Genomic DNA, 13446 nt, shown 5'->3' with positions numbered 1-13446 from the left:
TGCACTAAACTGCACTGTGTATTTCCTTTTACATTAGTACCCTTTATAAACCGGCTTTCTTTTTTCATTAAACGCCTTTAGACCTTCATCCCTGTCCTGGGTAGTCAAGCACATCTGATAGCACTCTGCCTCTAATTGAAAGGCCGTATTCAGATCCATCTCTACACCCAAATTTACAGACTTCTTGGCCTGTTTTAATGCTACCGGTCCGTTCTTGGTTATTTCATCAAGCAGGGCCAGTGCTTTGTCCGTCAGCTCAGATAAAGAAGTGACATGATTGACAATCCCTAATCTTTCCGCCTCCCCAGCATCAATGCGGCGACCGGTAAAAATTAATTCTTTAGCTTTATTCTTGCCGATCACCCGAGGCAAATTTTGTGTACCTCCACCGCCGGGAATGATGGCCAAGCCTACTTCCGGCAAGGCGAATTTGGCATTGTCCGAACAAATTATAAAATCACAACACAAAGCGAACTCAAAACCCCCGCCCATGGCGTATCCATTTACTGCCGCAATAATTGGCTTTGGAAAAGTGGCCACTGCCTGAAACGCCTTCACAAACAGTTCCCGCTGCCGCCGCATTTCTTCAGTATTCATGCTCTTCCTTTCCTTAAGATCTGCGCCAACACAAAAAGCCCTATCACCGGACGCAGTTAGGGCTACTGCCCATACATCCGTTGTCAGTGATAATTCCTCTAACAACATCACCAGCTCTTTGGCCATCTGGGTACTGAGTGCATTTAAGGCCTCAGGCCTGTTAAATTCTATTAAAGCTGCATGACCATGCCGCGAAACTGACAGAGTTTCATAATCCATCATCATCACTCCTCTTAAACCGGGGTAACCCCGTGTTTTCTTTCAGCAAAAGTCTTTTGTTTATCTTTGTACATGTTATAACGGGTAATTAGCTCCCTCCGCAGCTGTGAAGGCGCAATCACATGGTCTACTACCATTTCTGCGGCCAATCGATAAATATCAATATCCGCCTTATATTCTTCACGCTTTTGTTCAATGAATGCCGGCTGTTCTTCCGGGGAAAGTGCCTCTATCTTTTTCTGATAGACCGCATTTACCGCTGCTTGTGGACCCATTACCGCGATCATGGCTGTAGGCAGAGCTAGAACGCAGTCAGGTTCAAAAGCCGGACCGCACATAGCATATAACCCTGCTCCATATGCTTTACGCAGCACCACTGAAATCTTCGGGACCGTGGCGCGAGACATTGCCGAAAGCATTTTGGCACCGTGACGAATAATACCCATCCTTTCCACTTGGGTACCTACCATAAACCCAGGCACATCCATTAAGAATAAAAGCGGAATATTGAATGCGTCACATAAGTCCATAAATTTTGCAGCTTTATCGGCAGAATCAACAAACAACACCCCACCCTTTACCTTGGGCTGGTTTGCCAATATACCCACAACGCGCCCCCCCATGCGAGCAAATCCGGTAATCAGCTCCGGGGCGAAAAGTTTTTTAACTTCAAAAAAACTGTCCTTATCTATTAGACCGCTAATAACTTCATACATATCAAAAGCAAGACTTTCTTTGTCAGGAATTATACTTTCCAAGTCTTTTGCTCCAGGAACGGGCGGTTTCTCCTCCTCAAGCTTGGGCTGGTGCAGGTAATTTTTGGGGAAATAAGAAAGATACTTTCTTGCTGCTTGAATGGCCTCTTCTTCGCTCTTCACCAACATATCACCACAACCACTGACAGAACAGTGCATCTTTGCGCCACCCATTTGTTCAAGGGTTACCCTTTCACCAATCACCATTTCGGCCATACGGGGCGACCCTAAGTACATAGATGCGTTTCCTTCCACCATGATGACAAAATCACAAAAAGCAGGTATATAGGCACCGCCTGCTGCGGATGGACCGAACAAAAGACAAAGCTGTGGCACCATACCAGACATTTTTACCTCGTTGTGAAAAATCTTGCCGGCACCTCTACGTCCGGGAAACATTTCTAACTGGTCAGTAATTCTCGCGCCAGCGGAATCCACCAGATAAAGCATGGGCACCTTTAAATTCATGGCTGTTTCCTGAATGCGAATAATCTTTTCTACGGTTCGCCAACCCCAGGACCCCGCTTTGATTGTTGAGTCATTTGCCATAAAACATACCGTCTGTCCATGCACCTTACCAATCCCGGTCACCACTCCGTCAGCAGGTAAATCCCCTGCCTGACAATTAGCCCAAAAGGCGTCTTCTGCCTGTTCCCCTGGGTCCAGTAACAATTCCAACCTCTTTCGTGCAAACAATTTTCCTTTCTGCTTGTTAGCCTGATGGTATTTTTCCTTCCCACCGACTTTGATTTCATCTGCCAATTGCTGCAGTTTCTTTTCATCTTTCATTTACTTCACCCCCATAGTCTGAATTTTCTGTCCCGTTTATCTATAGAGCAAACTTGATGCCAATAAAGAAAACTCAGCTTGCAGAAACCCTCGTTATCCGCGAAACCCCTTGATATACTGATGCCCCCGGCAAGTTATTCTTTCTGACAGGCATAAGAAAACCCCGATGCCGTCAACACCAGGGTCTTAATTTAAATTAGAGTGTGAAGTTTTATTCACATGCAGGCAGTATCCTTTTTCCCCCAACATAAACTTCGTCTACCCTGGTAGTATAATGAAAAGGATCCACCCCACCCCAAATTACTAAGTCAGCGTCCATGCCGGGTTTGACTGAACCTATCCGGTGGGAGACGCCCAAATGGGCGGCGGCATTGCTAGTTAATGCCTTTAGAGCATTTTTGTAGCTTACCCCCTCCCGCACTGCCAAAGCACCACAGACCGGTAAGTAACCAATAGGTACTACCGGATGGTCGGTAATAAGGGAAATAGGTACCGCGGCATCCGCCAACGCTTTGACAGTATGCCAGCCCAAATCCGCCAATTCGTATTTGGAACGGCTGCTTAAAGTAGGACCCACCGCCGCTGAAATTGCCGCCCGTTTCAGCTGGGGTACTATCTTATGTCCCTCAGTACAGTGCTCAATGGTGACATTCACCTGAAACTCAGCGGCAATTCTCAAAGCGGTAATAATGTCGTCCGCCCTATGTGCATGAACTCTTAATGGCAATTCCCCCGTCAATGCCTTGCTGATTTCCTCCAGTTGTATATCGGTCTCCTTAACTTCACCTTTCTCCTTCAACCGCATATAGTCCCGGGCCTTTTGCAGATACTGCCTTAGTAACGCGGCAGTACCCATCCTGGTGGAAGGCATCTTTTTCCTGCCACCGTGCTCTCTTTTAGGATTTTCACCTAATGCAACCTTCAATCCGGAACTTTGACGCAATAGCATATCTTCCACCGTTACACCCACAGTTTTGACCACCGACCCCACACCGCAAATGACATTACTACTGCCCGGCAATACCTGTACTGTAGTAATGCCGGAAGCAACGGCATCACGAAACCCGCGGTCGGCAGGGTTAATGGCATCTATTACCCTTACTTGAGCAGTGACAGGCTCGGTAACTTCATTAGTGTCCGCTTCCTGCCAGTTAATTCCTTCCTGCATTATCCCCAAATGAGTGTGTGCATCAATAAACCCCGGGGTTAGCATCTTCCGCCGAGCATCAATAAATTGAAAGGCTTGAGGAACCCTGACATTTCTGCCCACCTCTAAAATCTTTCCGTCCTGAATCAACACCACGCCATCTTCTATAAAATCTTCACCTGTGAAAATATTAGCCGCTATTCCAATCATCTAGACATTCCCTTCAACTGACAAAATTATGCTTATTTTGCAACTTTATTATAAGTTAAGTCGAAAAATATGGCAAACAGCTCGTAATTTTAACATAATTTAGCTGATATAGTTATCCTTTACTTTGCCCATGGGCATAATTATGATAAGATTAATAAAGTTATTGCTAAATTTTAATCTTACTCATGAAGGGTGACTTTACTATGAAAATTCCTCATTTAACTATTGGTAATATTACTGTACCGTATCCCATCATCCAGGGCGGTATGGCTGTACGCATTTCCGGCGGGAGACTGGCCGGCACAGTCGCTAAAGCCGGCGGTGTTGGCGTGATTGCCGGCACCGCACTAACTGAAGCGGAGCTGCTCACCGAAATGGAAAAGGCGAAAAACATTGCCAACGGAACCGGTGCCATTGGCATTAATGTGTTATTTGCCGTTTCAAACTTTGCAGATTTGATTAGAACAGCCATGAAAAACGGTATTGACATGGTTTTTTCCGGCGCCGGCTTTTCCAGGGATGTCTTTAGTTGGGGCAGAGAGTTTAATGTTCCTGTAGTGAGCATCGTTTCCAGCGGTCGCTTAGCGAAGTTGGCAGAAAAACTTGGTGCCGCTGCTGTAGTTGTGGAAGGTAAAGAAGCCGGTGGCCATTTAGGTACTGACAGGCCGTTAAAAGATATTCTCCCCGAAGTGGTGGGTCAGGTAAAAGTACCGGTGATTGCTGCCGGTGGTATCATCACTGGCAAGGATATTAAGTGGGCTTTGGATAATGGTGCTGACGGCGTCCAAATGGGCACACGGTTTGCTGCCAGTGAGGAATCTGACGCGCCGGAGAGCTTCAAACAAACCTATTTGGATGCATCCAAAGAAGATTCAATCTTAATAGAAAGCCCCGTGGGCCTACCCGGCAGAGCCCTTAAGACTGCCTTCACTGAACGGTTAGACAAAGGATTAATTAAACCCACTGTTTGTAATAGCTGTCTCAAAAAATGCAGTAACCGCTTTTGTCTTAGGCTGGCCTTGGAAGATGCTCAAAAAGGCTTAATGCAGGATGGACTTATTTTTGCTGGTGAGAAGGTACATACAATAAAAGAAATCCTGCCGGTCCAGAAAATTTTCCACAACCTAATTTCTGAACTGCGGCAGGACTAGAAATCTTTTACACTATTCGGGTTTAATGACCGGATAGTGTTATTTTTTTACCCAACCCCGAGTCAGCATTCCCTCGCCTAACCGCTTCACCGCCAGCATGTAAGCCGCCTTACGCATTGGCACTTCTTGCCGTTGGCAAAAATCGTAGACCCGGCGAAAAGCATCGGCCATTTTTAGTTGCAACCGGGAATTAACTTGTTCCTCGGACCAATAAAAGCTTTCTAAATCTTGCACCCATTCGAAATAAGAAACCACCACACCGCCGGCATTAGCCAAAATATCGGGACAAATTAGTATTCCTTTATCGGTTAAGATACTGTCGGCTTCAGCTGTGGTAGGACCGTTTGCGGCCTCAACAATTATTTTAGCTTTAACATTAGGCGCATTATTAGACGTCAATTGATTTTCCAACGCCGCAGGCACCAAAACATCACATTCCAATATCAGAAGTTCCTCATTACTAATTCTTTTTCCTTGAGGATAAGAGCTAACCGTACCTTCTTTTACTTTATGTTCCATCAATTTGTCCACGGGCAGACCGTCCTCATGATATATCCCGCCTCCTGAATCGCTTACCGCAATTACCTTAGCCCCTGCATCAGCTAGGAGCTTAGCAGCATAACTACCAACATTACCAAACCCTTGTATAGCCACTTTCAGACCCTGCATAGATAAGCCTAGTTTCTCAATTGCGTCTTCTACCACAAAGTAACACCCGCGGGAGGTGGCCTCTAATCGTCCTAACGAACCCCCCACAATTAAAGGTTTACCGGTGACAATACCCCATTCGTTATGACCTTTAGCAGAACTATATTCATCTGCCATCCAAGCCATAATCTGGGGATTTGTGTACACGTCCGGTGCAGGTATATCTTGTTCCGGACCAATTATCTTAAGCATTGACCTGATATAGCCACGGCTTAATCTTTCAATTTCATCCTCAGACATTTCCTTGGGATTGCAGACGACACCGCCTTTCCCGCCACCATAGGGGACCTCAACCACTGCACACTTTAAACTCATCCACATGGACAGCGCCTTCACCTCATCTATGGTCACTTGCGGATGAAAGCGAATACCACCCTTAAATGGGCCTAATACATTACAATGCTGTGCGCGATAGCCAATAAAAGACTTCACTTCACCGCTATCTAACCGCACCGGTATGTTCACTATCATCAGCCGCTGAGGCTCCTTCAGATGTTCAAATACAGCTTTGGGCAGACCTAACTCCTGAATAGAATTTTCCACTAAACCTTTAGTTTCTTCTAAAATTCCCATTTTCCCAACTCCTTTAAATTTCATTACTGTCCTCTAACTATTATGTCAAAGACCGTTTTGATTATGAAAGATTTTGGACTAAATCAACTGAACTTCCAGCAATTCCTCGGTGTCAAAGAAAAATAAATAGCATCCGACCACCGGCAAATTGTACATTGCTGTTAAAGCCCGGGCATAAAGTTTCAACTGCACGCGGTATTTCTCCTTTAGGCGCTCCATCGATGTCGTCACCTTATCCGTTTTAAAATCTATCAAGATAATACCGGAACCGGTTTTAATAAAACAATCAATCACGCCCTGCACCAGAACCTTTTCCGCCACCCCTGCGTCAGCCAAATCCGGGTAAACCTCGGGGGCAGGAATCCCCAGACTGAATTGCTGCTCCCGGAACACTCGGGATGGATTTGCCAATATTTTATTGCCTATTGCATTGCGGAAAAAGCCCACGATTTTTTTCACCGGTATTGTTTTCGCCAGCTCCGGCGTCAGTAATTCCTTTGAAATCATTCGGTTTATCTGTTCTTTCAAGGACTGGTCATTTACCGGTTGATATAAATCCACATGCTGCATTACCAAATGAAGTGCAGTCCCTTTTTCGGCGGCACCGAGCAGTTGTTCCGCTTCAAAACGAGGTTTTTTTCTCAACTGTCTGGACATAAGTGTCCCAGGTTGGTCCTGGTCATCCTGAAACATCTCTCTTCGTTTTAATTCGCTGACAGACAATTTTGCCGCTTTATTTACCAAACCGGCTGCAGGATAATACCAATTAATCGCTGCTGCTAATTCCTCATCTTCCGCTTCAAGCTCCAGAGGCTGCCCGCTGATTATTTTATGCCAAATTTCAGTTTCTACAGCAGGCCGCCCGGGCTTTTCCAGTTCAACCAGATCATCCGTGCACCAAACCCTCACTTTCCAGCTGGACGGATGTCCATCCAAAGCACCTTCACTAACTGCCCCATCACCTGCAGATTGGATTACTTTACCATGCCGGTGCCGGATGATGCCGCCGCATAACCAATCAAGACATGTTTCAGCTCCCACTCGAAAAAAAGTTGGCAGCCGCTTTGTTCTATGCTGGGCCAAAGCAGACAACTTATCCTGCCATTTTTCTAGACCGTTGACTGAGCCCACCAGAATCAACTGCTCTTTCGCCCGGGTTAAAGCCACATATAAAACCCGCATCTCTTCCGCTAAGTTTTCTCGTTCTAAGCGAGCTTTAACCGCCATTTGCGCCAGTGTGGGGTAACGATGTCTCAAGGTACTGTCAACTACGTTAAGACCGATACCCATTTCTTGGTGAAAGAGCATATCACCGGTAAAGCCCTTACGGTTGAACTTTTTACCCAGATCGCCAAGGAAAACCACCGGGAATTCCAAACCCTTACTTTTATGAATACTCATAATGCGTACTACATTCTCATTTTCGCCCAGTGCTCGGGCCGGGGCTAAGTCATTTGAAGTATCCTGCAGGCGTTGAACATAGTGTAAAAAGCGATACAAACCCTGGAATACAAAGCGGTCAAACTGCCTTGCCCGGTCATATAGAGCCCGGAGATTGGCTTGGCGCTGTTCACCCCGGGGCAGGCCGGCACAGTATTCTAAAAAACCCGTTTCCCGATAAATTGTCCAGATTAGGCTGCTTAAGGGTTCCCGCCGGGATAAAGTACGCCATCGGCTTAATGTCTTTAAAAACTGTGCTGCCTTCTCCCCTAGCTCACCCAGATTTTTCTCTTTGGAAGCGGCAGCTACTGCTGAATAAAATGCACCATCTTTATCCAGACAACGAACTGCCGCCATTTCCTCAGCTGAAAACCCTCCTATTGGTGAATTCAAAACGGCAGCGAGGGGAATATCCTGCTGAGGATTATCGATTATCCGCAATAACGCCAGCATGGTCTCCACTTCCTGAGCAGAAAAATATCCTTGTGTTACATCCGCGTAAACCGGAATATTAAATTGTTGAAACACTTGACTGATAACATTGGCACTGCTTCGCGGCGAACGGAGTAAAATAACAACATCTCTATAGGTGATATTGCGGTATGCCTGGGTACCTCTCTCCCAAACCTTTGCAGCCCCGTTCTTCTCATCCCCCTCCACCAGTTGTTTAATTCTCTGAGCCATTACCAATGCTTCTTTTTCTAATGCAGCCAAGGAGGCAAAATCATCATCAACCTCTTCAGCGTCGAAGTCCACCTCCCGCTGCAGTACATGAAGTTCGATATCGCGGCCCAGCGTCGCGTGTGGCAAATTATCTTCAGCGGCTATGTCAGGATATAGTTCACCGTATTGGAGAAAGTGATCGACACTAGTCCCCTTGTCATAATCGATGTCGCCTACACGGGCATCCATCAACTGCTGAAAAAGGTAATTAACCCCGTTAATTACCTGCTGCCGGCTGCGGTAATTAGTATTTAGGGATATTAAGCGTCCTTCCTGGTGGAAACCGGAAACATAGCGGGCTTCCTTATTCATAAACAACGTTGGTTCTGCCAAGCGAAAACGATAGATACTTTGTTTAACATCCCCCACCATAAACATATAACCACCCTCACACTGACGGGCTGCCGACTCTAAAATGGCGTTCTGAATTACATTGACATCCTGATATTCATCTACCAATACTTCTTCAAAACGTGATTGCATTTCAACAGCTATATCAGTAGGCTGCCCTTCCTCATCCACCAGTAAGGAAAAACAAAATTGTTCCAAGTCGGCAAAGTCCAATACACCTTTCTCCCGCTTAACAGCAGAAAAGCTGGTATCAAACTCCGTAGTTAACTCTATCAACCGTTTTACTAAAGGATAAATTATGCCAAGGTCTTCAAGGTGCTCTTCAGGCATCCTGGCAAAAAATTTCTCCTTTAGCTTTATGATAATACCCTTTGCTTGGGTGCGCCACTCTTTAGCGAACTCTTTTAAATCCTCATCCACATCTTTAGCCGCCTTTAACCGAGCGAAATCAAAAGCCTGAAAGCGCGACCAAAGCTGCTGCCAGCTAGAAGCAGCCAATGATGATATAATTTCCTCCACCGTTACCCGTTCGTAATTAAAAGTGTCAGCGTATTGATAAGGCCCCCCCGGTTGTTCGGTCAGCGCCTGGGCCCGTTCATAGTACCATTTGGCTTCTTCTAATTTGACAGCGATTTCTTCCTTCAGCTCATTTACCCATCGACCCTTATCTAATTCGGCCAGGTCGTGAGGGAATTGATTCATCAACTGCTGCAGCCATCGGTGGTGATACGGTTGACTTCGGGCATAGTCAAACAAAGAAAAAACAGTATCTTTTAATTTGCTGTCCTTTGTCTCACCATAGGCTTCAACCAACATCAGAAATTCAGTATCTTCATTCATATAGGCGCCCTGAAACAATTTGTCAATAACTTCCTGGCGCAATAGAGCTATTTCGCTATTATCAGCGATGCGAAAGTTCGGCTCCAAATTAAGCCGGTAAAAATATTTTCGCACCGAATCCAAGCAGAAGGAATGAATAGTTGAAATAGATGCCTTGCCCAATAGATTAAATTGTTGTCGATAATAGGTATTTTCCGGTTCTGCCACCAATTTCTTCTGAATTTCCCTGCCAATCCTTTGACGCATTTCCGCTGCAGCTGCTTCCGTAAAGGTAACAACCAGGATTTTATCCAGTTCCATCGCATCAGCAGGGTCTAAAACTCGGCGCAAAATTCGCTCCACTAGCACCGCCGTTTTTCCCGACCCGGCACCTGCAGATACTAAAATATTTTGGTTCTTACTTTCGATGGCTGATTTTTGACTGGTGTTCCACTGCATCTATTCCTCACCCCCTTCGCCGTATTGGCAGATATTCTCTAGCAGCTGCTGGTCATTCATCGGCCGCAAAAAGTTATAGCCGCATCCTGAGAAACTACTGTCAAACCAGCATATCGGCTTGTATCCACATCTGCCGCACGGTGTATCTTTTTTATGCCAGTATGGATAGGCACGAATTTCACCGGCTGCTATTTTTTTGCCCAGCTGTCTTATTTTACTCTCCGTAAATTTAAGTACCTGGGACAACTGCTCGTTGGTAAGTAAATTACTACTATTTCTGCCTCCGCCAAAGTCCCCATCTTTTTTTATTTGCACCGGCAATAAATCTGAGTAGCCAACCCCATCTACCCCCATACGGCTGACAGCTTCATGGTCCCTGAGCAATACCCCCTGCATTTTACTCTTAAGCTTTACTTGTCGATGAGCTGCTTCCTCGGTCAGCGGCCCATTGGAAGCTACCAGCGGACGACTCACCGGAAAGTAGAACGCTCCTGCAGCAGCTACTTCTTCAGCTACCAAAGCTGGTATTGAATCCACTGCTGCCCATAAATAAGTTAATAACTGCAGCTGTAGTCCGTAATAAAACTGCCACCAATGGAATCTGGTGTCATTAGTCTTATAATCAACTATCCTCAAATATTTCTTGCCTCCGCCGTCTGTTAAATCAATTCTATCTACTCTGCCTCGTAACATCAGTGACCATTTTTCGTTTACCTGTACCTCCAACGGCTGAAGTTGACCACCTCGGTCAAAGGATGTCTCCACCCAGCGCGTAACAAACTCACCTCGTTGGGCGTGTTCCGTCAAGATGTCCAAAGCGTAGTAAATGTTCTCCCTTACCTGCTTAAGAAGGTAACGATTTTTCGCATCTTTTAGCAAACCTGTTCTTTCAAGATTACGATGAATTTGGGCCAGTACTCTATCTGCCAATTCTTTTTTCTTCACAGCGTCAAGTGTTTTCCACAGCAGTTGTTCCTGTTCTAAATTGAGGACAAACTCCGATAAAATTTGGTGATAGATCTTGCCAAGATTTAAAGCATCTAAAGTTAATTGACGCCTTTCCCTAAGCTTCAACACATGCTCAGCAAAATAACTGAAGGGGCAACGCGCATACTGCTCCAAACGAGATACACTAACCTTGATCGGGTTGGAGTAAAGCTGATTTATACTATCATCAGATAAATTCTTCTGACTGGGTGAGAAACTCAGTGACCCCAACAAGCTAAGCAGCAGATCCCGTGTAGAATTCCTGTTGAGATAAAAGTTAAACAGGTTTTGCCATACCAGAGGGAACTCCGCTCCTTCTTTAACCTGTCGCAGTTTATTTATTAACAGGATAATGCTACCCGGTCCAGGCACCAGGTATTCCCGGGTCTGACACTCACCCTCAGGTTCCATTCCACAATAGTCGATTTCCAGCTGCGGAAATATATTCTTAATGGTATGTAATATTGCCGACGGTCTCATTTCCTTGCCTTCCTCGTCCGCCAAAGCATAACTAATTGATAAGTATTGGCTGGCTCGGGTCATGCCAATGTAGATAAAGTACTGCTCCTCCAGTAATTTCATTCTGCTGGAAAGGGCAATTTCCAATCCTTCAGCCTGCAGGTATTCCCTTTCCTCATCACCAAAAATTTGCTCCTCACTAAATTGCCGCGGGAAAATACCATCATTAGCGCCTAAGAAAAATAAAGCTTTTACATTAGGATTACGAGAACGATCTATACTTCCCACCAATACCTGATCCAACCCCGGCGGAATTAAACCAACCTTAAGCTGCTCCAAACCAGCCTCCAAAATAGTCAGATATTCCCTGAGGGTCAATTCTTCCTCCCCCAGACACTCTACCATCTGGTCCAGTAATTCAATTACCTGGTCCCACACCTGTACATGTTCCTGAGCTCTGGTCAAATCACCCTGTCTCTCGTCTTCATCGCGCCAAACCGCCATATTTTCTGCCACCGCAAGCAGGTCAAGGTACTGCCAGCAGGCCCGGCTTATTTCCCTAACCTTATGCCTGCCGCTGCTAAACTGAGCCAATGGTTGAAAACAAGCCCTAACTTTATCACGCAATTCATTGATGTCTGCCAGATAATCCTCCTGGGACTTAACTGCTGCAACATTATTCTCTAAGTCAAGCTCAGCAATATACTGCCAACGATGCTCCATGGTCCACAGGCTGCCCTCAATTCCACAGGCCAGGCAATAATTTTCTAATCTATCAACCTCTTCTCTATCCAAAGGCAGCAAATCGGTTTTTAAGCAGCGAAAAACTACCTCGTGACGCCAATTGGAAGCCACCGTTTCCATGGATGAGCGCAGCAATTCAACCAAGGGGTGATGAGCCACCCCTTGGCTCTTATCAATAAAGAAAGGAATTCCATAATCCTTAAAGATTGTTCTTACCAGATCTGCATAAGGTTCCAGGCCACGGCACATGACTGACATTTCCCGCCAGCGCCAGTCCCTATCCCTGGCAAGAGCAATCATCTGCCGCGCGGCGGTTTCAATCTCTGTTCGCCGATTTGCTGCCCCGGTCACCCGAATTCCCTGAGGCTGCCCCTCTTTCTGCTCTCCCGGCCAACAACTAAGCTGCGCTTCGAGGTGTTGGAGCCAAGGGTTGTTAAAACGAGGCGGTTTACCCTCCAGTTTTACCGTTTTTTCTACAGCAGCACCAGTCTCTGCAGATAAAGCTAATAACTGCTGGTAAGTTCTCCATGTAGGGTAGAATATATCATGTTCACTTAACTTATCAGCTGCGGCCCAATGGGGTAAACAAAGAGCCATTTTTACTACTGCTGCTGAGGAAAACAACTGAGCCAATACAGCATATTCATGAACCGTAAACCCGGAAAAACCATCTACCCATACCTTCGCTCCCTGAATCAAATCCGACTCAGGCATTTTTTCAGCCACCCAACGCATGTAATCGTCGGGGTCAGTATAGCGGCCATCCAGCGCTGTTTCTAGACCTTGATAGGCAATGGCCATATCATGCAGTTTATCGGCTAATAATTTCTTGGCAACATTATCTACTAGTGCAGCAGCCTCACATTCCAGCTCTTCTGCTGCCAACCCATACATTTTAAATTCGCTGATGGAACTGGCCACCGTATCACAAAAACCAAAGTCTCCGCTCAAGTGGGAAAATAACTTTAGGTTTTTTGCTTCCTTTGCCAAGACCGACCGAATCAGCATTCGCTTACCCATTTCCGATATATGCGGGCGAACCATACCGCCGGTCTGTTGAAAAATTCGAAAAGCCAGTCTACGAAAGCTCAATACTTGTACTCTGGCGAAACAATCTAATCCGGGCGTATTAATCAATTCCCGTTCCAGCTGAAAGGTTGCCTGTTCCGGTACCAAAAAAATCAGTGGCGGTCCTTCAGGATTTTGTAAAAGTTCTTCTTTGATTTCCTCCAAGCAAAAATGCGTCTTGCCGCTTCCAGCTCGTCCAAGAATGAATGTCACAGACATATCTCTACCGCCCCCATTTCACACTTAC

The 13446-nt window shown here is 45.8% G+C and carries 7 protein-coding genes; 1 reads left to right on the top strand and 6 read right to left on the bottom strand.

All coding sequences use genetic code 11. The features are described from left to right. Positions 1 to 33 precede the first annotated feature (33 nt). The 3 genes from MFMK1_RS08580 to MFMK1_RS08570 form a co-directional block, all read right to left on the bottom strand. Positions 34 to 816, bottom strand: a complete 783-nt coding sequence (locus MFMK1_RS08580; RefSeq protein WP_366924697.1) for an enoyl-CoA hydratase-related protein — start codon at positions 814 to 816, stop codon at positions 34 to 36. Between the two features lie 14 nt (positions 817 to 830). After that, the gene (locus MFMK1_RS08575; protein WP_366924696.1) at positions 831 to 2360 is read right to left on the bottom strand and encodes an acyl-CoA carboxylase subunit beta; all 1530 of its coding nucleotides are present in this window, start codon (positions 2358 to 2360) and stop codon (positions 831 to 833) included. Between the two features lie 211 nt (positions 2361 to 2571). Then, positions 2572 to 3717, bottom strand: coding sequence for an amidohydrolase (locus MFMK1_RS08570; protein WP_366924695.1), 1146 nt, complete (start codon positions 3715 to 3717; stop codon positions 2572 to 2574). A gap of 203 nt (positions 3718 to 3920) precedes the next feature. Here MFMK1_RS08570 and MFMK1_RS08565 point away from each other — a divergent pair, with 203 nt between their 5' ends. After that, positions 3921 to 4868, top strand: a complete 948-nt coding sequence (locus MFMK1_RS08565; RefSeq protein ID WP_366924694.1) for an NAD(P)H-dependent flavin oxidoreductase — start codon at positions 3921 to 3923, stop codon at positions 4866 to 4868. A 39-nt stretch (positions 4869 to 4907) separates the two neighbouring features. Here the strand turns inward: MFMK1_RS08565 and MFMK1_RS08560 are convergent, their stop codons facing one another. The 3 genes from MFMK1_RS08560 to addB all read right to left on the bottom strand — a co-directional run bounded on the left by MFMK1_RS08560 (position 4908) and on the right by addB (position 13418). After that, positions 4908 to 6149 (bottom strand): Glu/Leu/Phe/Val family dehydrogenase, encoded by a 1242-nt coding sequence (locus MFMK1_RS08560; protein ID WP_366924693.1) that lies wholly within the window; start codon positions 6147 to 6149, stop codon positions 4908 to 4910. 78 nt (positions 6150 to 6227) lie between these two features. Further along, the gene (gene addA, locus MFMK1_RS08555) at positions 6228 to 9941 is read right to left on the bottom strand and encodes a helicase-exonuclease AddAB subunit AddA (RefSeq protein WP_366924692.1); all 3714 of its coding nucleotides are present in this window, start codon (positions 9939 to 9941) and stop codon (positions 6228 to 6230) included. Continuing rightward, on the bottom strand, positions 9942 to 13418 hold the full coding sequence (gene addB, locus MFMK1_RS08550; protein WP_366924691.1) for a helicase-exonuclease AddAB subunit AddB: 3477 nt from the start codon (positions 13416 to 13418) through the stop codon (positions 9942 to 9944). Between the last annotated feature and the right edge of the window lie 28 nt (positions 13419 to 13446).

Source organism: Metallumcola ferriviriculae (genome assembly GCF_035573695.1).
GTDB lineage: Bacteria > Bacillota > JADQBR01 > JADQBR01 > JADQBR01 > Metallumcola > Metallumcola ferriviriculae.
The sequence above is the reverse complement of the archived record's forward strand: the minus strand, read 5'-3'. Positions and strand labels throughout refer to the sequence as shown.

Excerpts from the sequence above, each read along its gene's own strand:
- MFMK1_RS08580 (WP_366924697.1), bottom strand. The coding sequence starts at position 816 with ATGGATTATGAAACTCTGTCAGTTTCGCGGCATGGTCATGCAGCTTTA.
- MFMK1_RS08575 (WP_366924696.1), bottom strand. The coding sequence starts at position 2,360 with ATGAAAGATGAAAAGAAACTGCAGCAATTGGCAGATGAAATCAAAGTC.
- MFMK1_RS08570 (WP_366924695.1), bottom strand. The coding sequence starts at position 3,717 with ATGATTGGAATAGCGGCTAATATTTTCACAGGTGAAGATTTTATAGAA.
- MFMK1_RS08565 (WP_366924694.1), top strand. The coding sequence starts at position 3,921 with ATGAAAATTCCTCATTTAACTATTGGTAATATTACTGTACCGTATCCC.
- MFMK1_RS08560 (WP_366924693.1), bottom strand. The coding sequence starts at position 6,149 with ATGGGAATTTTAGAAGAAACTAAAGGTTTAGTGGAAAATTCTATTCAG.
- addA (WP_366924692.1), bottom strand. The coding sequence starts at position 9,941 with ATGCAGTGGAACACCAGTCAAAAATCAGCCATCGAAAGTAAGAACCAA.
- addB (WP_366924691.1), bottom strand. The coding sequence starts at position 13,418 with ATGTCTGTGACATTCATTCTTGGACGAGCTGGAAGCGGCAAGACGCAT.